The 22472-nt window shown below is 44.1% G+C and carries 14 protein-coding genes; 6 read left to right on the top strand and 8 right to left on the bottom strand.

The features are described 5' to 3' along the window. Positions 1 to 8: 8 nt before the first annotated feature. The 6 genes from J0656_RS12045 (at position 9) to J0656_RS12020 (ending at position 7493) form a co-directional block, all read left to right on the top strand. A complete protein-coding gene (locus J0656_RS12045; RefSeq protein WP_207034127.1) occupies positions 9 to 470 on the top strand; it encodes a nuclear transport factor 2 family protein in 462 nt (153 codons plus the stop codon). A gap of 11 nt (positions 471 to 481) precedes the next feature. Beyond that, positions 482 to 1588: a bile acid:sodium symporter family protein gene (locus J0656_RS12040; protein WP_237688928.1), complete on the top strand. Its 1107-nt coding sequence runs from the start codon at positions 482 to 484 to the stop codon at positions 1586 to 1588. A 40-nt stretch (positions 1589 to 1628) separates the two neighbouring features. Further along, positions 1629 to 2912 carry a mandelate racemase/muconate lactonizing enzyme family protein gene (locus J0656_RS12035; protein WP_207034124.1) on the top strand — a complete coding sequence of 428 codons (1284 nt, stop codon included), beginning with the start codon at positions 1629 to 1631 and terminating at the stop codon, positions 2910 to 2912. A gap of 27 nt (positions 2913 to 2939) precedes the next feature. Next, positions 2940 to 3875, top strand: coding sequence for an RraA family protein (locus tag J0656_RS12030; RefSeq protein WP_207034122.1), 936 nt, complete (start codon positions 2940 to 2942; stop codon positions 3873 to 3875). 88 nt (positions 3876 to 3963) lie between these two features. Beyond that, positions 3964 to 6216 (top strand): outer membrane protein assembly factor BamB family protein, encoded by a 2253-nt coding sequence (locus tag J0656_RS12025; protein ID WP_207034118.1) that lies wholly within the window; start codon positions 3964 to 3966, stop codon positions 6214 to 6216. 62 nt (positions 6217 to 6278) lie between these two features. Beyond that, a complete protein-coding gene (locus tag J0656_RS12020; RefSeq protein ID WP_207034115.1) occupies positions 6279 to 7493 on the top strand; it encodes a cupin domain-containing protein in 1215 nt (404 codons plus the stop codon). A gap of 24 nt (positions 7494 to 7517) precedes the next feature. Here the strand turns inward: J0656_RS12020 and J0656_RS12015 are convergent, their stop codons facing one another. The 8 genes from J0656_RS12015 to J0656_RS11980 form a co-directional block, all read right to left on the bottom strand. After that, a complete protein-coding gene (locus tag J0656_RS12015; RefSeq protein WP_207034111.1) occupies positions 7518 to 9449 on the bottom strand; it encodes an SMP-30/gluconolactonase/LRE family protein in 1932 nt (643 codons plus the stop codon). Positions 9450 to 9513: 64 nt separating this feature from the next. Continuing rightward, positions 9514 to 12225 (bottom strand): alpha/beta hydrolase-fold protein, encoded by a 2712-nt coding sequence (locus J0656_RS12010; protein WP_207034108.1) that lies wholly within the window; start codon positions 12223 to 12225, stop codon positions 9514 to 9516. A 27-nt stretch (positions 12226 to 12252) separates the two neighbouring features. Next, complete coding sequence (locus tag J0656_RS12005; protein ID WP_207034106.1) at positions 12253 to 14025, bottom strand: glycoside hydrolase family 43 protein; 1773 nt, start codon at positions 14023 to 14025, stop codon at positions 12253 to 12255. Between the two features lie 40 nt (positions 14026 to 14065). Continuing rightward, complete coding sequence (locus J0656_RS12000; RefSeq protein WP_207034104.1) at positions 14066 to 16054, bottom strand: alpha-L-arabinofuranosidase family protein; 1989 nt, start codon at positions 16052 to 16054, stop codon at positions 14066 to 14068. An 11-nt stretch (positions 16055 to 16065) separates the two neighbouring features. Next, on the bottom strand, positions 16066 to 18456 hold the full coding sequence (locus tag J0656_RS11995; protein WP_237688927.1) for a glycoside hydrolase family 127 protein: 2391 nt from the start codon (positions 18454 to 18456) through the stop codon (positions 16066 to 16068). Positions 18457 to 18465: 9 nt separating this feature from the next. Continuing rightward, the gene (locus J0656_RS11990; protein WP_207034099.1) at positions 18466 to 20028 is read right to left on the bottom strand and encodes a carboxylesterase/lipase family protein; all 1563 of its coding nucleotides are present in this window, start codon (positions 20026 to 20028) and stop codon (positions 18466 to 18468) included. A gap of 22 nt (positions 20029 to 20050) precedes the next feature. Then, entirely contained in the window at positions 20051 to 21241 is a 1191-nt protein-coding gene (locus tag J0656_RS11985) for an esterase (RefSeq protein WP_207034098.1), read from the bottom strand. Positions 21242 to 21261: 20 nt separating this feature from the next. Then, positions 21262 to 22377: an alpha/beta hydrolase-fold protein gene (locus tag J0656_RS11980; protein WP_207034096.1), complete on the bottom strand. Its 1116-nt coding sequence runs from the start codon at positions 22375 to 22377 to the stop codon at positions 21262 to 21264. Positions 22378 to 22472: the final 95 nt, after the last annotated feature.

Genomic DNA, 22472 nt, shown 5'->3' with positions numbered 1-22472 from the left:
CCAATAGAATGAAAAAACACCTTATTGAATTTTCAACCATAACAAAACACTGTTTTTTAGGAATACTTCTTTGTTTCTCCACCACTTTAATGGCCCAAAAGAATACTGCTGAAGTCAAAAAAATCGATGATGCCGTAAGTCAACTTTACGAAGCCATGGTGGATAGAAACAAAGATAAACTGGAAGAATTGGCCATGGAAAGTCTAACCTACGGACACTCAAGCGGTAAGATAGAGAACAAAAAGGAATACGTGGACGGCGTTTTAAATGGAGGATTCCAATTTTCTTCGATAACGCCAGAAAATCAAACCATAACAACTTCCGGTAAAACAGGTATAGTGCGTCATATTTTTAAGGGTGAAGGAACCAATAATGGTGCGCCGGCAACAGTCAACATAGGTTGCCTGCTGGTGTTTCAAAAAGAAGGCAAGCAATGGAGATTGCTGGCAAGACAGGCATATAAACTTTAAAACCTTCTATTTTGAAAAATATAAACATATATTCTATAGCACTAGGATTGGCAGCTTTGCTGTTCCTGATCATAATTGGGATGGCCATAACAGGCCATATTGATCAAGCCGGACTCTTTATTCTTGGATTTTTTGCATTGTTGGCCTTCGGGTTTAACGGATACGAAAGAATGAAGGGTTTGATATTCACCACAATGATTTTTTCAGGTGTTGCGGCGGCACTATATTACCCGGGTTACTTTACCAATATTGGTGATTTTAAGTTCACTGTGCTAATTATTCCCTTGATACAGATTATCATGTTCGGTATGGGAACAACGATGAGCCTCAAAGATTTTGCTGCTGTATTTCAATCACCAAAAGGGGTAATGATCGGAGTTTCGGCACAATTGATGGTAATGCCCCTAATAGGCTATTTTTTGGCACAGATCAGTAATTTTCCACCAGAAATTGCCGCAGGAATAGTGCTCATAGGCTGTTCTCCCAGCGGCGTGGCCTCTAACGTAATGGCTTTTTTGGCCAATGCAAATGTCGCACTTTCGATAACCATTACTTCCATTGCTACACTTTTGGCACCATTCCTTACGCCTTTAATGATGAAATTGTTCGCCGGGGAGTTCATTGAAATTGATGTGTTCGCCATGATGTGGAGCATCGTAAAGATGATTATCATTCCTATCGGGGCGGGATTGCTCTTTAATAAAATGTTTGGGAATCGTGTTCAATGGTTAAGCAGGGCGTTGCCTTTAATATCCATGTTGGCCATAGGGCTGATAATTACCATCATTACCGCAGCAGGTAGGGACAGCCTTTTGGAAATTGGCGGAATGCTGATGTTGTTGGTGTTGGCACACAATGTTTTCGGGTATTTTCTAGGGTATTGGTACGCTAGGCTCCTTAAGATGTCCGAAAAGGATGCTAGAACCATTGCCATTGAAGTGGGAATGCAAAATGGTGGATTGGCCTCAGGGATCGCCAACAGTCTGGGAAAAATTGCAACCATGGGATTGGCACCGGCCGTATTTGGTCCATTGATGAATGTAACGGGATCAATTTTAGCTTCTTACTGGCACGGAAACCCTACCGATGAAAAGCCAGAAACTGTAATGACCGATTAAAAATTATAATAATTATCTCTTAAGTCAAAAGTAACCAAGTATGAAAAATTCAAGAAGATCTTTTATATCCAAATCAATCATGGCCAGTGCAGGATTGGGAATGGTGTCATCAGCAACATATGGTTCAGAATATCAAAAAGCAATAGATAAAAATCCAAAATTATCCGCACCATCGGATTTAAAAATCACGGATGTTAAATGCGGATACATTAGACGAGGAAGCGGATTGTTTGTTAAAATACACACCAATCAGGGAATTTATGGTTGCGGAGAGGGCGTGGATGCCGTACCCGGCACCTACCATCTGGTCAAAAGGATGGGATTTTTTCTAAGAGACCAAAGTCCGTTCAATGTCCATAAAATATTTGAAGACATTCGTCGTGCAGGTCATTTCGGTGGCGGTCAGTCCGGTGCATATGTAGCCGTTCTTTCTGCCATAGAGACCGCTTTATGGGATTTGGCCGGTAAGGCACTTGATCTGCCCGTTTATCAATTGTTGGGAGGTAAGTTCCGTGATAAAGTAAGGGTGTATTGTGATACCGCTTTGTATCGTGTTCGGTTCCCTTCTCCTGATGATTTTGCTACTGCTGCCAAGGACGCTATAAAAAATTGGGGGTTCAATGCATTAAAATTCGACTTGGATTATGCCAGTGACCCTGATAAATACGATCGCTATAACTGGACCGCCAGTCCAGGTGAAATCATAAGAATGTATGATCAACTTGCTGCGGTTAGGGAAGCGGTAGGACCAAAAATAGATTTATGCGTGGATATGCATGGACGATATGATCATGTGACCGCTCAAACGATTGCCAAGAAAGTGGAGGACCTTAACCTGACATGGTTGGAAGAGCCAATTCCAGCAGAAAATTTTGACGCTTTCAAAACGCTGGCAGAGGAAACCAGTACGCCCATTTCAGCAGGTGAAAATGTGTATCTGGGTCACGGATTTAAACAATTGTTGGATAACGGCGTGGACATTATTATGCCAGACCTGCAAAAGTGTGGAGGACTGGGAGAAGGACAAAGAATCGCCAATCTTGCGAATCTCTATTATGTGCCTTTTTCACCGCATATGGTAGCCTCTTTCCTAGGGGCCATGGCGTGTGCACATGTTTGCGCCTCTGTACCTAACTTCCATTTAATGGAGTGGCAATCCTATTTCCATACGGATCCCATGTTCAAGGAAATTGTAACCTATGATGAAGCAGACTGGGTCAAGGATAGTTTCGTTACCGTTTCCAATAAACCCGGTATCGGAGTGGACATAAATGAAGAGGCAATGAAGAAATATGCTCCTGAAGGCGTTCCATTTTTTGAATGATCAATAACAAATAAAATAAGTGCAATTATGTTAAGAAAAAGCTACTTGCTATTAATGGTCCTTGTCAGTATGGCGACCCAACTAGCAGCTCAACAGATCAGTAAGGAAGAGCTGATATTTTTAACTCCTGAATGGAAAGGAGAACGCTTTGATGATGGAAGGCCAAAAGTTTCGGATGCTTTATTGGAAAGGATAAAATCCGTTAGTGTGGAAGAGGCTTGGGCCGTAATGAAGAATGAGGGCTATCGCTATCAAATCGCAGAGGATTGGAAAATGATAAATCCAGATAGCGTTTTAGTGGGTCGTGCGGTTACGGCAACCTTTATGCCTGGTCGCCCCGATGTTTGGAAAGCCATCGATGATAGGGGGAAAGCACAAGGTAAAAGAGGACAGAACACGTGGCCCGTGGATATATTGGTAAAGGGGGACGTGTATGTGGCCGACCAATTTGGTGCAGATAAGGATGGCCCAACAATTGGTGACAACGTGGGTAACGCCATATTTGCAAAAACAGGTAACGGGATTGTTTATGATGGTGCCCTAAGGGATGTTGAGGGACTCATGGAAATTGGCGGTTTCACTTCCTATTATACCAGTTACGACGCTTCCCACCATAACCCACCGGGGGATTTGAACACAATGCTCATCGGAATCAATCAACCTACTAGGATCAGGACCGTAACCGTAATGCCTGGGGATGTTGTTTTGGGCAAAATGGGCGTGGTCACCTTTATACCCGCACATTTGGCAGAAAAAGTGGCTACCGTTTCCGAAGTTGTCCGTTTACGGGACATGTTCGGGCATCAACGCATCAAAGAAGGAACCTATACTGCCGGACAAATTGATACGCGTTGGTCCGATGAAATCGAAAAGGATTTTAGCAAGTGGCTCAACGAACATATTGATGAGCTTCCGGTTTCCAGAGAGCAGATTCAAGAAATTTTGAAAAAAAGAACTTGGTAAACCCATAAAAATATTGACAGCTACCATTGTCCGGCCAAAACTATTGAATACGTTTCGGCATGGCATAATGGGCTTTTCATCTATAACAATGTCAAATAATAAATTCACGCCAACATCTTGGGTTACCTTGGTTATACTGATAATTTTGGTCACTATATCGGGATGTCAAACCCATACAAATGAAGTTGCCGAGCACACAACGTGGTCACACTACGCAGGTAGTCCAGACCAATCCAAGTTTTTCGAGTCGCCCAGTATCACCAAGTCCAATGTTGAGCAAATGGAATTGTTGTGGAGCTACCCATCAGGAGATGACCGATTTTATTTTTTCAGCCCCATTATTGCCGACAGCACCATGTACGTTCTCGGGAAAAATAGTTCCCTAATAGCCATAAATGCCAAAACGGGTAAAGAACTTTGGATTCATACAGATTTGCCGGGAATTACCAGAAGAGGTATCAATTATTGGGAAAGTGAAGACAAAAAAAACAAGAGATTACTGTTCACGCTGAACAATTCCATTCAGGCCATAGATGCGGATACGGGTAAATCGATTCTGGATTTTGGGAACGACGGTTATGTAGACCTTAGGGATGGTTTAGATCGGGACCCAACTTCCATAACGAGGATACAGCCGATGATGCCGGGTGTTATCTATGATGATCTTTTGATACTCGGCTCTGCACCAGGGGAGGCCTATTTTTCCCCACCTGGTCACGTAAGGGCTTATAATGTGGTTACTGGTAAACTGGAATGGACCTTTCATACGATACCCTATCCTGGGGAATATGGTTATGAAACTTGGCCCAAGGATGCTTATAAATATGTAGGAGGTGCTAACGTATGGAGCGAAATATCGGTAGATACGGAACGTGGAATTGCCTATTTGCCCATCGGTTCGCCAACCTATGATTATTATGGAGCTGATCGGTTGGGCAGTAACCTTTTCGCCAACTCCCTGGTGGCCCTTGATGCCAAAACGGGCGAAAGACTCTGGCATTATCAGACAGTGCACCATGATCTCTGGGACTATGACCTGTCACCGGCCCCTCAACTGCTCACGGTTGAAAAGGACGGTAAAAAGATAGATGCAGTGGCCATTGCCACTAAGCACGGTTTTGTTTTTGTATTTGATAGGGTAACTGGGAAATCACTATTTCCCATTGAGGAAAAACCATTTCCCAAAAGCGAAATGCCAGGGGAGGAATCTTGGCCGACACAACCCATCACTTCGCTTCCGAGTTTTACGAGACATGAGGTGACAAAAGAAAATTTGAACCCCTACTTTTCGGATAGTCTTCGACAAGATTGGCTCAAAAGATTGGATTCTGCAAAAACTGGATTATACGTACCACCTTCCGATAAATATGAAACCATTATGATGCCCGGAGCTTTGGGCGGTTCCAATTATGGAAACACAGCCGCCGATCCCCGTAATGGAATGATGTACATAATGACCCAGGAATATGCATCCACTTACAGATTGAACAAGGTGGAACCACCAAAAAAAGAACTCACAAAAAACGATATTGATAGGGTACAATCACTTTATGGCTCTTCATGTATTGCCTGTCATGGCCCAAATATGGAGGGTGGGGCAGGACCTTCCTTGAAGAATCTTGGGCATCATATGTTCTATGAAGAGTTTAGAAATACAGTGATCAATGGAAAAGGTGTAATGCCCGGTCTGGTGCATGTGGATGAAGCTTCCTTGAAAGCCTTGTTCCAATATATTGGGGGTGATCCTGATCGCAGAAGTTTTAGACGGGGCAATCAACAGGCAGAACCAGTAGATGGCCCTGTGGTGGCTTCTGGTGGGATAACCATACCTTCAGACGCACAGCGAGGAGCCCCGATGCAGGATTACCCTGAAGGCGTGGAACATCCAGAAGACAGATATACCACCGATTACGGTCTGGATTGGCCCGGTTTGATAGACCCACCTTGGTCCTCTATTGTGGCCTATGACCTAAATGAAGGAACCATTAAGTGGCGCCGACCCATAGGTGTGGACTCGCTTTATGTGCAAGGAGACGAAACCAAAGGAGCTCCCAATGGCACCCAGCGAAAAGGCATGGTCATTACCTCTACGGGTATTGTGTTTGCCACGGCAAAAGGGGGCAAGGTTTATGCGCTTGATGCCGAAAATGGCGATGTGCTCTGGGAAACTACGCTAAGCCATGAAACCAATGCGCAACCCAGTATGTTTACTTTGGATGGCAAGCAATATTTGGTGATCAATGCCACTTCTGATTTTAGAAATGACAGTTACGACCACTCGAAGAAACCGGGAGCAATCGCAAAAGGCTATGTGGTGTATGGGATACCGGACAAAAAGTAGCCTATTGCATAGAGGCAGCTAACTCTATAAACCTAAAATTGAAACAATACAAATACAATGTTATGAAACCAATACTCAGTTTTTTGTTCTGTTTGATGGGCAGTATCTGCATCGCCCAAAACCTTAATGAAAGAGTGGTTCACAATGATCCTTCGACGTATAGGGAATTATCCAGTGTACATGCTGGTGCCGGTAAAATGGGTTTTACCCAATTGATTGGCCGAAATGATCTGGCCACCAATTTCCTGTACCTACATTCTGGGGTCATTCAACCTAAATCCGGTATTGGACACCACTTTCACCATTCCATTGAAGAAATGTATGTCATTTTGGATGGAGAAGCTGAATTCACCATCAATGGTAGAACGTCCAAAATAAAAGGGCCAGCTTTGGTTCCTTGTAAGCTTGGGGATTCCCATGGAATTTATAATGCTTCAAGCAAACCTTTAAAATGGCTCAATTTTGCGGTCAGCGAGGTAAAGGCACAGGGAGGTGCGTTTGATTTGGGGGATAATCTTGCCGAAACAAAAAAAGATGATGTCCCTGTATTTGTGTCCTCCCGATTGGACACGGGTCAATTGAAACAAGACAATGAGGTTTATAAGGGAAAAGGAGTTTTATATAGACGGATTTTTAATCCAGAAATATTCCGAACAGATTGGAACCATGTGGACCATGTAGTGGTTCCCTCAGGGAGTACAACGGAAAAACGCCAATTGGAAGGGGTTGAGGAAGTATACTATATAATGAATGGGAGTGGATCGGTATCGGTCGGTTCCGCAACGGCCAAAATTCAAAAGGATGATTCGTTTCATGCTGGTTTGGGAGAAGAAATAGCTTGGTCAAGCAGTGGTAATGATGATCTTGAAATACTTGTAATTGGTATCGCTGCTTCAAAAGATAGTGGACTGGCGATTGCCAAACCTTTGGAAACACCCAAGGCCATGGTCTTACAAATGGATTTTGTGGTGGATAAGGAAAATGCCGAAGCCTTTGAAAAAATGTACTATTCCATCTACGTTCCTGCCATGGTCGTTCAAGACGGGTATCTCAGCTCGAAATTACTTCGACTTTTTCCAGATGATTTGGCCAAGGAAATACAGGCGGAGCCTACAACGTATAACTATCAGATCCAAATATCTTTTGATACGGAGGAAAACAGGAAAAAGTGGGTAGCAAGTGACCAACACCAAATCGCTTGGCCGGCAGCCTCAGGACTTGCCAAGGAATTCAAATGGCGCGGATATGATGTTATGGGCGACGATGTACAGAATTAGATATTCTCATCATTGACACTTTTTTTAGAGGTAATTGACATATCCTTTTCTATTGGTTCGAATCTTATACACTTTGTCATAACTGACAATATAGAGTGTTTTCATATCCTCATCCCCAAAACCTAAACTTACTGGAAATGAAGGTAGATTGATCATACCTATAAAGGAGCCTTTGGAATCAAAAATCTGGACTCCAAAATAGGTGGCCACATAAATATTTCCCATGGTATCAATGGCCATCCCGTCCGCGCTGGAGGATTTTCCTTTACGGTCTAGCACATTTCCGGTCAAACGCAGTTCTGCAAATTTCCGACCGTTTGAAATGGTGCCATCTTCGTTCACATCATAGGCCCAAACAAAATTTTCCTTTGAACTGTCTACGGGATACCAAGATTCGTCATCATAACAATTATTGATGTAGAGCGTTTTTCCGTCAGGAGTCAATAAAATCCCATTGGGCATGGCAAATTCATTGGGTTCCACCAAACGGGTCACTTCTTTATCAGGGGAAACATAGTAAACAGCTCTTCCGGGCTGAAATTTTTCAGCGTCCATGGTAAATTGGGGATCCGTAAAATAGATACCGCCTTTGGCATCGGTGATAATATCGTTGGGGCCGTCTATGGGCTTGCCATTATAGGTTTCGGCAATGACTTGGACCACTTTCCCGGATGTGGTCATTTCCACCACCCGGTGCCCAATCATATCACAGACCAATAAATTGCCATTTTTATAGGGATACAATCCGTTCGCCTGCATTTTGCCTTCAGTGATGTTTTGGTATGTCCCATCAGGGTCAAGTGCCACAATGGAACTCTTTTTTGGGTCGGCGTTCCAGTTTTGGTCGAAGTACATATTGGAAAAATAGAGTTTTCCGTTCATCCATTTGGGACCTTCGCTAAAGGTAAGTGTAGGTTCTGTTTTTGAACCATCGATTACCAATTCGGGCTTGGCGTCCTTTGGGATAATTTCGTGATATCGCTCAAGTGCCGCTTGTTGCTTGTTCAGATAATCTTCCCTAACGGGCCAAAAAATATCAAGCGCATCAAAGCCCAATTCGCCTGCGACACCGGAATGCACCACATTTCCTGGAACAAGGACTATATCCCGAGGTTCCAATTCCATCTCTTGGTCCAAGACAGTTTCTTTGAGGGTTCCCCTTAATAGGATAGTAATCTGCTCCTCTGGATGAATATGTGCCGGTGACTTGGAATTTGGGTCCGCCGAAACAAAACTTAGCTGCATGTCCCCTCCAGAAACCAATCTTGCAAAGACCCCTTCGGTAAGCTGGGTAAACTGAATATCGAAAAGGTCATAAACTTTATTCGGTACAACGGTCGGTTCATTCTTGGATGTCTGTTCCTTGGTTTCCGAAGGAAGTTCATCAACCCCCATTTTTTCTAGATAATCAAACCTTATAGGGCTATAAACCTCCATCACTTTGGCCCCAGTATCTCCAGCGACAATTTCGCTTTGGCTTCCTTTGTCTTGATAAATAAAATCAATTCTCGGTGTACCGCTATGAGTGCCGTCCGGTTCTTCCCGTTTCCTTGCCATCATTTTATAAGTATTCCCATCTCCAATGAAATCGATGGAACCCTCGGTTAGGATCAAAAATCTATCGGCAGGCACGTTTTCTTTTGGTATGGTTGAATTGGGTTCCAGTTCCAATACACTGACCAAATTTCCATTTCCCCAGAAAATTTTGGCCATGACCCCGGGATACAATTGCAAACTGTCCAAATCTTGGAAATTTATGGATGTTCCCACTTCCAAATTGGTAGCCACGGAACTTGAAGGAAGATCAGGCAGTTCCCTGACAGTAAGCCCGTATTCCTCAATCAATTCTTTATTTCGCTTTTCCCATTCCGGTTTGGAAGAGGAATTGCAACCACCAATTAAGATAAATAGAAATAACGTGGAAGCAACTTTAAGACGATAAGAAATACCATTCATAACATTTTAATTTTTAGTGGTTTTTTCAACAATAGCCGTTTTAATGAATTCTTGTTTGGACTTATTACTTAAATAAAAGCTGCGCAAATTTATAAAGGTCGTGCCGCCAAACGGGCCATGTATGCCCTCCCGGATATTCGCTATATTGATATGCAACACCCATATCGTCAAATTTCTTCATCATCACTTGACAGTTTTGATAGGCAATATCCTCTGGGCCTCCCATTGAAATAAAGAAATTGGTAAGGTTGGTGTTTATTTTGTCCACATTGTCTTGCATAAACCTGTATTGTGGACTCGATAACTCATCATTATTGGCAAACCAGCCCGAACTAAAAACGCCCAAATGGGAAAACATATCGGTGTTATGGACGCCCGCGTGCAAGGTCTGCAGACCGCCCATGGAGAGACCGGCCAAAGCCCTGTTCTGTGCACCCATCTTCACGCGATACGTTTCCTCCACAAAGGGAATTGCTCCTTGTTTGAGTTCATTCTCAAAGGCCATCAATGAATTTTGATTGAAACCGGCCAACCCTCCTGTGCCAGAAACATTACCATCCAACATGGCAATAATCATGGGCACGGCCTTATTTTTCGCAATAAGGTTATCCATTATGAAATTGGTCTTTCCTTGGGTGGCCCAGCCCCGTTGGTCCTCGCCTCCGCCGTGTAAAAGGTACAGTACAGGATAGTTTTGTGTGGACTCATCATAACCAGGTGGCGTGTACACATACATTTCCCGCCATGATTGTGATGCTTTTGAATAATACTTTTTTATACGGATATCGCCGTGGGGCACATCCTTTAAGCTATAATAGCCATCTCCTTTAAACGGAATCTCAATACCGCTGGCCATCCTCCCCATACCATAAAAGGTTTCACTGGCTGGGTCTGCCACGGCCACCCCATCCAAAATCAATGAATAATAATGGAACCCTTCGGTGATGGAATCCGTGGTCACGGTCCAGAATCCCTCATCATCGATTTCCATATCATATTTTTTGCCCAAATCGATTTGTACCTCTTTTGCTTGCGGAGCCTTTGTCTTGAAAATCACCCTGCTATCGGGTAAAATTTGTGGGTACTGTGCCCGTCTTACATTGGTGCTGGCCGGTAATCCCAAAACACTGTACTTTGTGAGAACATCCTTGTTCACTGGCTTAAAAAGCATTTGCGAAAACATATAGAGATCATTCTTCCAAACCTCAAAATCGTGTCCTCCCGGTTCCACATAAAAAATATGGGGCACATCATGGTCCCGCAAATATTCGCTGGTTCGACTGCTGAAGGGCATGAGACCGTCTGCATCCCCACAAGAAATCCAAAGTAGCTCCAACGATTTGGCTTTTTCAGGGTTGGGAAGCAATTCTTGGGGCGCTTTGGTGTTAGGTGCCGATGAAAATGCACCTACCCAGCCAAATGTGTCCAAATTGCCAAGACCAAAGTTCAAGGTTTGTCCACCGCCCATGGAAAGACCTGATATCGCCCGATGCTCCCTATCCTTGTACACTTTAAAGTTCTTTTCCACGTAGGGAATCAAATCATTCAAAAGGTCTTGTTCGAAGGTGGCAAAGGCCTCAACCTTGTCCCTGCTGAAAATATTTCCCTCGGCACGGTCATTTTTCATGGCCCGCCCATTGGGCATCACCACAATCATGGGTTGCAATTTTCCGTCCGCATAAAGGTTGTCGAAAATTACCTGAGGAGTGCCATGTGTCAACCATTCTTTTTCATCCCCTCCAATGCCGTGCAAGAGATACAAAACAGGGTGTCTTTTTGATTTGGCATAGCCGGGAGGCAGATAAATCATGGCCTTTCGTTCCGTGCCCACCGTTTTTGAGCGATACGTAATGCTGTCTATCCTACCTTTTGGGATGCTACTTCTGGCTTGGTCAAACCCTTCTGGCGCATGCTTCTCCGCTATGGGATCATTAGCTTGGTTACGCAGCATATTCAACAGCTTAATAGCATACCTTCTGCCCAACATACGATACCCTTCCGCATTAAAATGAAGGTTGTCCTTGGCATCGGGAACTCCTTTTGAGGAAACAATATGTGCATTGGGAATGGTTTCTGGGAGCGTCGCCACAATTTCGTTCATACTGGCACATATGCCTCCTTGATCAGCATGAACCAGTTCACCCGCAAGCAAAGGGGTTTTTGATGCTTCCAGATTTAAGTCTCTAAGAAGGTTGTCATAAACGGTCTTTACTTTTTTTTGCCAAAGGGTGTCCCCAGTATTTGATTCCCCTTGGTGCAGAAGGATTCCCTTGATAACCCCATCCTTTTGGGCAATTTTCGCCATTTCCACAAGACGGTCATAGGGATTTCCATCATATTCCGCAACCATGTTCTTCAACCAATCCGGAGCGGTGGACACATATTCCTTATAGTTATCCTTATCAAACAATTCAATTTTGCAGCCTCCTACGGCAACATTGATAACCCCGACTTTTATACTGTCCGGTAATTTTTCCACCAACGTCCTACCAAAGTAATCAGTAGGCGTCAGGCCTGTTTTGCATCGGCACAAAGGTGGAACCGCAGTGTACCATTTACCTTTTTCTCGCCCGAGGTCAGGACAATCCACTGCCGCCAAAACCTTAAAACGATCATTAACGTCAACCGTGTCCTGTGCTTCTATACGGGCATTCCCTTCCATATTGGACTGGCCCAAACTCAAATAAATATGGAAATTGGGATCCTGTGCGGTAATTTTTCCCGAGCACAATAAAATCACTGTCAGGAGACAAAATTGCATTACTGATTTTTTCATGGCTTGCATTTTTTCTGATGGATTATGTTATTCCGGTACTATGTCATTTGCCTTGGTGGCATAAAGTCCCAAAAGAGCACCGGTAAAACCTCCTGCCACATCGGTGGAGAGGATGTCCCCAGAAACTGTGCCGCCCACATTCTCAAAATTGGTTCCATTGGTGGAATAACTGAAGGTGTACTTGTCGCCTTCAGCAGCTATCTTTAATTCAATGGGTCCTGACAAATCAATTTTAGTACTTGCCAAAACCTCTGAGATGATTTCACCCTGTCTTCTGGGCCATTTGTTTTTTTCCAGTACGAGATAATAGTCATTGTCCTTTTTGGTCAATCCAAAGACATAATTGGATCCTTCATTCTGTAAGGCGACCACTCCCGCCAAATCCTTTTCAGATTTTGGCTTGTAGTTTAGGGTTGTTGAGAATGAAAATGTTCTGTGCTGTTGCCTGTAGAACAATGTGGATGTAGGCTTTACTTCCTTGATATTGGTTTCAAAGGGCGTAATTTCCAAACCATTCTTGGTTTGTTCCATAAAGGCTTCCCGTGGACCCCTGAGCCCTATCCAACGGTAATCTAATTTTTCTGATGAGAAATCCTCGGTATAGGTGAAGTTTCCGTTGGGAAAGAATCCTTCTTGCCCCATTTTGTTCTCTACGCCTTCGGGCATTTTTAGTTTTGGTTCCATTGGGATCAATCCATTTTCGAAAACAGGATAAGTGCCCGACCAATCCACAGGTAAAATAAAGGTTTCCCTCCCTGTGTTCACGCGGTTTTCCTCATTGGGCCGAACCGCCAGAAAAACACCGTAATATTTGTCATCAGGTCCCAAAACCAAGTCGGCATGGCCCGCCCAATCCACTTTGTTCTCCCTTTCCTTGGGAAAATAGCGCTGGGTAAGGATGGGATTGCTCGGAGCGGGCACAAAAGGGCCTTTGGGACTGTCACTCATAAAAATCACTTCGCTGTGCCATCCCCCGGTACCACCTTCGGCGCACATCAGATAATATTTACCATCTTTTTTGTACAAATGTGGTGCTTCAATCCAGATGGGTTTTTCAGAAATGTCCACCCCACCATCGACAATTATTTTATCGGTTCCTTCAATGACTTGGTCCTTTTCCACATCGTATTCCCAAACCTTGATGACCCTATGGCCATTGTAGAGTTCCTTTCCTTTGTCCGGAGCATCATTGTGCACCACATAGGCTTTGCCATCATCATCAAAAAACAGCGATGGGTCAATCCCATTAAATTTTAGGTGGTAAGGATCACTCCAACCCTGCATCGGATCCTTGGTCTTCACTACGATGTTCCCCGAACCACCCGCAAAAGCAGTGGTAATCATATAAAATGTATCATTATTGGGGTTATAGGTGATACCAGGGGCATATACCCCTTGGCTTATCCCCGTATCGTGGACATCCAACTGGGAAACCCGGTCCAAAACATGGCCTATTTGCGTCCAGTTGACCAAATCCTTGGAATGAAAAATGGGCACACCAGGAAACATGGCAAATGAGGAACACACCAAATAATAATCGTCTCCCTTTCGGGTTATGGCTGGGTCTGGGTAACAACCCTGAAGGATTGGATTGTAAAACTCATCTGCTTCCAAGGGATTATTATTGTATACCTGATCATTGCCCTCATACACTACTTTGGTAAATATTGGTGTATTGGTTGCTTTCTTGGGTTTAGGACCTGTAATTTCATCGCCTCCCGAAAAGGAGTACAATCCCGCCACTGCGACCAATAGCAAAACGGCCGTGATTCTTCTAAGGTTTTGTTTGTTTGTTTTCATGCTGATTTAGTATTGCTGTTGTTGTGAGTTCCTTATCAATTTATGTTTTTGTCTTTATTCTGATGACACTCAATGACATTGCAGGTGCGGAATACATGAATTTTTTGTCCACACCGTATTCCTCAGTGACCGGAACAATATTGTCTGGATTGTCGAAAGTATTTTCAGCTTCAGGGTCTCCCGTGAGCACCGTCAATTTTGCATTGGAAACCCTATTTTTAAATTTTGAAAGATTTACTTCCATGCTTTTTGGCACTTTCCCCGCATTGACCATCTTTATGATCACATCTCCTGTCTTGCTATCCATTACGGTAGAAGCGGCCAATGTGGTGTCCTTCTTTGAAAAGTTGATGACATTATCATAGTAGTGATCGCCACTATTTTTCATGAAAAGCTTTTGTACATAAAAATTGGGGGTCGGGCACAACGTGGTATTATCAAAAAACACCATATCGGTTGACCATTGGGTATGTCCTTTTTTGGCCAACAAGGGTGCATAGGAGGCCATTTTGACCACATCCCCATTTCTTTCAATGGCAGTTAGATGGACCGCTTCCGCTATGGCATTATAGAGTTTGTTGCCCCATGAGGCATATTCCCCCAAATACACCTGGGCTTTCTTCCTATCATACGTGTCATAGCGTTCCTGATTGCCCAAATACCAATCCGGCTCAATATAATAGTGTTCATCCACCATGGGAAGCTGCAATTTGTTGCTTATTTCCCATCCTTTTTCAAAATCCTCACCTTCCAAAAATGGACCTACGGTTCCAATGACTGTTATTTCCGGATGTTTTTGCTTTACAGCTTGGTAGAGCATGGTAAATCGTTCCTCAAATTCCGGGGTCATCTTGTCTTCATTGCCAATGCCCACATATTCCAGATTGAAGGGTTCAGGGTGACCTGCGGCTGCCCGTTTGCTGCCCCATTCGGATGTGGCGGGCCCGTTTGCCCATTCGATCAAATCCAATACTTCCTGAATATATTCATCCATCTCATCCATGGGAAGTGCCCGTTGCCCTTTTCCTCCTATTCTCCATGTGCCTCCCGAATTCTGGCAACTCACCCCTGCGGGAACTACAGGTAAAGGTTTTGCCCCGATATCCTCACAGAACTGGAAATATTCAAAATATCCCAAACCCGCCGTTTGATGGTATCCCCAAATATTGCGCTGTTCCACCCGCTGTTCAATGGGCCCAATGGTATTTTTCCACCGGTACATGTTATGCAGCCCATCGCCATGTACCAGACACCCGCCCGGAAAACGGACGAACTTGGGTTCCATATCCGCTAAAAGCTGGGCCATATCTGCCCGTAATCCGTTGGGACGATTTTTAAAGGTCTTTTCAGGGAAAAGTGAAACAACATCCATGGCAAATTTTCCTTTAGTTGTAGCCAATATGACCAAGTGGGTGGTGTCCCTACTTTGGGAAGGAACCAAAGTTGTGGTATATTTTTTCCAATCCTTGGAAGTACTCTGAATTTTGTTTTCGGCCAAAACGGTACCATCGGTGCCTTGCAAACTAATATCCAAGGTTACGGGGGCATTGCTCAATTGTTTCAGAAACACAGAGAAATTATAGGTATCACCAGCATTGACCACCATTCCATCGAAGCCTAAATTTTTGATTCCCACTCCTGATTTTCCTTCGTGTTCTTCATAATTACCAATAAATTCCGCATCGACCACCATATAATGTGGGTTGTTTCCATGGACGGGGTCTGAGGTCTCCACACTGATTCTCCCGTAGGAATACCCCGGTTCCATATATTCCCAAAATGAAAACGGATTCCATCCTTGTTGTTCGGTGGGATCATATTCAAAGGACCTATTTTGAACCATTTCGGCGTATATTCCGCCATCTGCGGCATAGTTGATATCCTCAAAAAAGAGACCCAACAATTCATCACTTATTTTTTTACCACCACTGGGCACTTGAGCTTCCAGAGCGGTACCCCATAAGCAAATGAGAATGAATAACAGTATAAAACCGGTTCTGTGGTTTCGAAGATGTTCATTTAATTTCATATTGTTTCTACTTAATTTGGCCTTACCAAGCGTACGTCATACACTGCGCTGGACGAACTGTTCGGGTGAGCCACAAATTTTACAATGACAAAATCTTTTCCTTTTAAAAGTGATTCAGGAATGGGATACGTCTCTTGTTTGAATTGACTGATATTGTATTTTTTGGTATTGTCCACCGTGACCAACTTTTCATCCTCTACATAGATATCAAATTTGCGTTGGCCCCATTCAAATCCCCAGTATCGTACCAACAGATTCAGGTTGGACTGTGAACCCGTGGCCATTTTATAACTAAAGTATCCTTCGTCCCTTGCCTCGCGCCAAAAATCATCATGGGAATTCCCTGAATTCGATTTGGCCTCTTCCATGTAATGGTCAGATTCGGGCTGCTGTTCACCTGTGGCCACATGATCTAGCGTCCTTCGTTCCAATTCAAGTTTTTTCTTCTCTATATTGGACAATGAATCCAAATAAGATTTGTATCCTTTCTCTGAAAGTGTCAACCAGTACATCATATATCGGGAATCATGGATTTTATAGAAGGGCTCCAGTTCCAATTTTGCAGGGTTGATCATTTTCACATTCAATTTAAATTGCAGGGGCTTGCCCGAAATGGGCTCAAGTTTTTTTCCTACGGATTCAACATCTTCGGCGATCAATATGGGAGCTTGGTCCAAAGGCAGGCGTTTTCCTCCCGCATACTGTCCAAAACGGCTATCATCTGCAATAAGACCCTTTAAATCTTCGGTTCCTGTTTTGGCACCCAATAAAATGGGTCCATGAAAAAATGCCACATATTGCGGAATATTGGGCAAGCGTTCGATATGGTTTTTCATCGGAAGCGAAATTTCGACCACATCGCCCTTTTTCCATTCTCTTTCTATTGGAATATAGGAAGATGGTATGGCGGCATGCTCATAAACCTCTCCATTGATTTTTATTTTGAAAGCTTGCTTCTCCACCCAGCCTGGATAGCGAATCAACAGTTCGAAGTTTCCATCCCCTTCGATAAAAGTCAATCTCGTAGTCTCACTGTTTGGAAAATCCGTTTCCTGCTTTAGCTTGATTCCTTTTTCCTTCCAATCCAATTCAGATGCAATAAACAAATTGACGTATAGCGCATCTTGATTGCGGGAATAAATAAACTGGTTGTATTTGCCGTGGTTTTCCATACCTGTGCCCACACAGCACCACATGGCTTCGTTAGGAGCCGAATATACTCGGTAATGTCTTGGTCGGGCGGAGGTAAAGTACACGTAACCCCCATGCTCTGGATGTTGCGTTGATAAAATATGGTTGTACAGCGTTTTTTCGTAATAATCCGCATATTTTGCGTTGGGAAACTTACGGAACAATCCTTCGGTCAACTTGAGCATGTTGTAAGAGTTGCAGGATTCAGGTCCATCATCCTCAGTCACATAGTCTATGCTGGATGCCACGCTCGGGAAGTGTTCCTTTCTGCTGTTGCCCCCAAAGGCCAAACTCCTATGGTTCACCACGGTTTCCCAAAAATAGGAGCTGGCGGAACTGTACTTATCGGCATCGTCCAATTCTGCGATTCGGTCAAAACCAATGAATTTGGGAATTTGGGTATTTGCATGCTTATTGTTGAGGTTATCTATCCCTTTCGAAAGAGGATTCAACACCTGCCTGTGGGAAAACCGTTTGGCCGCCGATAAATATTTCTCATCTCCCGATATTTGATAGGCATCGGCATAATTCTCATTAATGCCGCCATGCTCCATATCCAACATGCGTTGCATCTGTGCGTCCGTGAGTCCAGCGGTCAGTTCTATTCCCCAATCACAAAATTTCAGGAAAATATCCCTGGCCATTTCATTGTCCCCATAAATATAGGCGTCCCGTAAGCCCGCATACATTTTATGTAGGTTATACCAAGGTGCCCAAGAAGAAAAATATACTTTGAAATCCCCATTTTTAAAGGATGGCCAAAGCTTTACACTGTTCGAGAATCCTCCCGCATAGCCCTTTCCCCATTCTGGATTGTTCTTGGCATTGGCATCTTGACATTCTTTCAATTGGGACACCATATAATCCATGCGCTGTTTACACTCCATGTTCCCTGTTGCCGCATAGTTCATGGCCATTGCAGACAGATAATGCCCCCCAACGTGACCATCCAATCCTTCCCAATTGGGATAAGCAGGAGCCTTCGGTTCCAATCCAGCCTCTTTACGATAAGGGGCCAACAATCGGTCCATATCATATTGCAAAAGCACCTCAATATTTAAATCCCTAGCTGTTTTAAATGGTCCTTCGAGTAGAGTTACTTGATTTAAGTCAAATGTATTGGGATATAGTTTTTCTTGTGCATGCCCATTACAAAAAAATAAAAGGCTCAAAAAAAGAGTTGAAATCGAAGGTAACTTATTCTTAATCATATACATTTTTTACTGGGCCCACTCCTTTCCTTCAGGGGTACGCCGCCATTCAAAATAGTGGTCAAGCACTTCCAATGCAGCCTCGCTCGGCACTTCGCCAACCTTTGGTTCTTGTTGAAAATACATGACTTTTTTAGTCTGGTTGTCAAAGGCTGGCCAATTGGGCATTCCTTCACCATTGGGGTCTCCGTATTTGGCAAAATTGGTCCAATACGTACCCATGGCTTCTGAAATTTGCGTATCCGTTTCACTTAAATCAGGATTGTCAAGATTAAGGAAGACGTAAGCGACTTCTTGGGCGTGGGGCGATCCAGATCCATACTTGGGTGAATCTTCGGGGTAGTCTGGGTGCTGGTCAAAATAATAATAGAATACCTTGGAATCCCCGGTTTTGGCCTGAAGCCTTGCCCAGCTCCATGTCTGCCATCCAAAAGCGGCATCACGGTCCAAATCACGGGCCGTTTTGGTCACTTCATTATCTTCCAAGGGATATGCCGCCAACAACGAATCGGCATACGGACCGTAACGCAGGTGCACACTTTCTTTATGTTTTTCCGGGTCTTTTTCACGAGAGAAACTGGCCCCTTCATCAGAATTGTAGCCAATCAATACGGGAACATCATTGTACTGACCCGATTCGTATAACGTAAACTGGTCATCAGGAATCACATAACCATCGATAATGGGCCATCCGCCGCCCATACCCATGCCCATAGGCAATTTTTCCGCCGGAATGTCCCGCAATTCTTCCAACGTTGAGGCACCCGCGTTTTCGGCATAACTGACCCCATCTTGTTCGGCAACCTTCAAGGTCTTCATATTTTCACCGGGGAATGTAGTTGGCCTTGATGGTCCAAAAGAACCTCCACTTTGGGAAATAGCACCCTGAAACAGCCCTTTGGCCAAGGGAGAGGCACAGAGCATGCTTACGGCAATACCTCCGGCCGATTCACCAAAAATGGTCACTTTATTTGGGTCGCCTCCAAAAGCAGCAATGTTTTTCTGTATCCACTCTAAACCGGCAATCATGTCCAACAATCCGTAGTTTCCTGAAACATTATTGGGATTTTCTGCACTGAGTTCTGGATGGGCCAAAAAGCCCAATTGACCCACACGATAGGGTATGCTGACCAAAATGACTCCTTTTTTGGCGAGGTTTGTGCCATCATAAACTGGTTCTGAGGTGGAACCGAAGCTAAATCCACCCCCATAAATCCAAACCAAAACCGGGATTTTTTCATCAGGAGATTTTGCCGGACTCCAAATATTTAAGTAAAGACAGTCCTCGCTTTTTCCTGAAGGCGGATTTCCGCCCTGCATGGGGGCAGGTCCAAATTCGGTGGTCTTTTTTACCCCTTCCCAAGGCTCAATGGGCTGTGGGGCCTTCCAACGGAGGTCTCCCACCGGAGGTGCAGCAAATGGAATTCCTTTAAAAACGGTCAAATCACCTTCAGCCGAACCTTGTACCATTCCGTTGGTAGTCTTTACCAGACCCGGTTCCTGCTTTTGTTCTGCACAGGAACCTAAAGAAATCAGTAGGATTGAAGCCAGTAGTAAGCTTATATTTTTCATTCAAAATGGTTTTTGTTCGTTGTCAATTGTTCTGCCAAAGGTTTGGCAAGAATCTATAATACAAGAGATGACGCCAAGTGGACCAGTCATGCCCACCGTTACCACCTACATAGTATTCGTGTTCTATATCATGCTTATTTAATGCACCGACAAGACCCTGGACCCTTGTGTTGAAAAAACCTTCCGCTTCCTTGGTGCCCTGCCCCACAAAAAGATAATCTATCTTATTGTTTACTTCGGAATCGTTCAAAAAGTGGGACAACGAGGTCTCAGCATCCGTATCCCCGGCACTGAGAATACCAAAATTTGCAAATAAATCGAGCGACCGGAAACCTATAAACATGCTATGTCGACCTCCCATAGACAATCCTGATATTGCCCTTCCCTCAGGGTTTTGGATGGTGCTGTAATTTTCATCAACCACGGGTATGACATGGTTTCTGAGTTCTTTTTCAAAAATGTCGAAAGTGAGCTCGGAATGCTGCGGGTGATTCCGATGAATCACTTGGTTGTTGGGAATAGCAATAATCATAGGCTTGGCTTTGTTTTCCGCCAAAAGATTGTCCATGATGAAATTCACCCTGCCATCGTACACCCAATTCGAAGGCAGTTCACCACTTCCCCCTAATAAATAAAGTACCGGATATTTTTTTTCAGGGTCATAGCCCGGCGGTGTGTACACATACAGTTCGCGTTCGCCCTTAGTGACATCCGAATGATAAACGTGACGGGTTACATTTCCATGAGGGACGTTTTTTGCATCATAGTACGCTGGCCCATCACCATGCACAATCAATTCACTGTAGGGAGGCATGGCCGTGAATGCAGCCTGTGTATTGCTGGGGTCCGCCATTTGCACGCCATCCACCCGAAGATGGTAAGCATACATATCAGGAGGAAGTGGTCCAATGGTCAATGTCCAAACCCCATCCTCTCCTTTTGTAAAATGGATAGGTTCCCTACCCTTGCCCAGGGCGGTATTGATGGCTCCGGGATTCAATTCCACTTTTTGGGCGTCCGGTGCTTTCACCCGAAACGTAATGGTTTGGTCATCATGCACTTCAGGAGAATTTATCGGTGCACTAAAGGGTATAAGTCCTTCGGTATCCTCCTGTGGATTATAGTCCAGGTTTACATTGGCCTGTTGACCAAAACAGAGAGTTGATACAAATAGAAATGCTAAGGTGACATTAAGCGAACTTGCAATTTTCATGGTATTTTCTTTAGCCTGATTTAGTTGAAAAGAAGTGACGCAAGTTCATGTAGACTGCGCCTCCAAGTCTGAAATTCGTGTGCTGTTCCTTCGGAAACATAGGAAACGGCATTTATCCCGGCCTCTTTCAAAGCAGCGGCTGCGCTTTTGACAGCATCAGGTCTTTCTTTGCTTCCGCAGCTCAAGAATATGAGGTTCACGTTGGCTTCATCCTTAATGTCCTCTGGGCTATAGGTGCCTCCGCTAAGCAAGCCGTAATAGGAAAAAACCTCTGGTTTGTTGAGTGTTATCATCTTAGTCTCCATACCCCCCATGGAAAGACCCGCCATGGCTCTGTGGGACTGGTCAGCGATGGTATGGAAATTGGCATCAACATAAGGAATGAGTTCATCTACCAAAACAGTTTGAAAGGGAGTGATGTCAAAATTACGCAGCCCTCCAAATTTGATCTCGTTGGTCATCCCATAGGTCATCACAATAAGAAAAGGCTCAATTTTACCTTCGGCAATAAGATTGTCCATAATAAGGTTGGCGTGGCCTTGATTGCTCCAAGCCGTTTCGTCCTCTCCCCAGCCATGTTGCAAATACAGAACAGGATATTTTTTAGACTGATCCTTGTTGTACCCCGGAGGTGTGTAGACAAATGCCCTTCGGGATGTGTTGGTACTTTTTGAAGGAAAAAGAATCTGTTCCACCTTTCCATGGGGAACGTCCTTTAATGCATAAAATTCTTGGTCATGGGCCGGTATCTCGATACCACTTTCCCAACGTGTGGAACCGTAAAAATTAAGAGCGCCTGGATCATTAAAAGTACCACCGTCCACATTTACATGGTAGTAATGGAACCCTTCATCCATGGGCCCTTCTGTGGTACCCATCCATGAACCATCCTCTACTTTTTGTAGTTTGGTTCCGCCTCTACCGCCAAGGCCAAGACTTACCCGTACACTGTCAGCGGCGGGTGCTTCTATTTTAAATCGCGCATATCCCTGTGAGTTGACCTGGGGGTATTCTTTCCCAGGTTGGTTCAGGGTTGAGGGTTTGAAATCTTCGGTTACAGTGTGTGCATTAGTTTGGGCCATACCTGTGGCATAGCAAAACAATACAAATGTTAATGTTGCAGCATTAAACTTCATGATGTTTGTTTTTAGTTAATTCTTTTTAGATTCTAATTGATCATTTATTTGTCGTTATGAAATAGTTGTATACGGTTCAATTCTCTCCGTTTTGC

It is taken from the genome of Flagellimonas aurea, assembly GCF_017313785.1.
GTDB lineage: Bacteria > Bacteroidota > Bacteroidia > Flavobacteriales > Flavobacteriaceae > Flagellimonas > Flagellimonas aurea.
The sequence above is the reverse complement of the archived record's forward strand: the minus strand, read 5'-3'. Positions and strand labels throughout refer to the sequence as shown.

Bases quoted from the DNA above. Each gene is read 5' to 3' on its own strand.
- J0656_RS12045 (WP_207034127.1), top strand. From the start codon at position 9: ATGAAAAAACACCTTATTGAATTTTCAACCATAACAAAACACTGTTTT.
- J0656_RS12035 (WP_207034124.1), top strand. From the start codon at position 1,629: ATGAAAAATTCAAGAAGATCTTTTATATCCAAATCAATCATGGCCAGT.
- J0656_RS12030 (WP_207034122.1), top strand. From the start codon at position 2,940: ATGTTAAGAAAAAGCTACTTGCTATTAATGGTCCTTGTCAGTATGGCG.
- J0656_RS12025 (WP_207034118.1), top strand. From the start codon at position 3,964: ATGTCAAATAATAAATTCACGCCAACATCTTGGGTTACCTTGGTTATA.
- J0656_RS12020 (WP_207034115.1), top strand. From the start codon at position 6,279: ATGAAACCAATACTCAGTTTTTTGTTCTGTTTGATGGGCAGTATCTGC.
- J0656_RS12015 (WP_207034111.1), bottom strand. From the start codon at position 9,449: ATGAATGGTATTTCTTATCGTCTTAAAGTTGCTTCCACGTTATTTCTA.
- J0656_RS12010 (WP_207034108.1), bottom strand. From the start codon at position 12,225: ATGAAAAAATCAGTAATGCAATTTTGTCTCCTGACAGTGATTTTATTG.
- J0656_RS12005 (WP_207034106.1), bottom strand. From the start codon at position 14,025: ATGAAAACAAACAAACAAAACCTTAGAAGAATCACGGCCGTTTTGCTA.
- J0656_RS12000 (WP_207034104.1), bottom strand. From the start codon at position 16,054: ATGAAATTAAATGAACATCTTCGAAACCACAGAACCGGTTTTATACTG.
- J0656_RS11995 (WP_237688927.1), bottom strand. From the start codon at position 18,456: ATGATTAAGAATAAGTTACCTTCGATTTCAACTCTTTTTTTGAGCCTT.
- J0656_RS11990 (WP_207034099.1), bottom strand. From the start codon at position 20,028: ATGAAAAATATAAGCTTACTACTGGCTTCAATCCTACTGATTTCTTTA.
- J0656_RS11985 (WP_207034098.1), bottom strand. From the start codon at position 21,241: ATGAAAATTGCAAGTTCGCTTAATGTCACCTTAGCATTTCTATTTGTA.
- J0656_RS11980 (WP_207034096.1), bottom strand. From the start codon at position 22,377: ATGAAGTTTAATGCTGCAACATTAACATTTGTATTGTTTTGCTATGCC.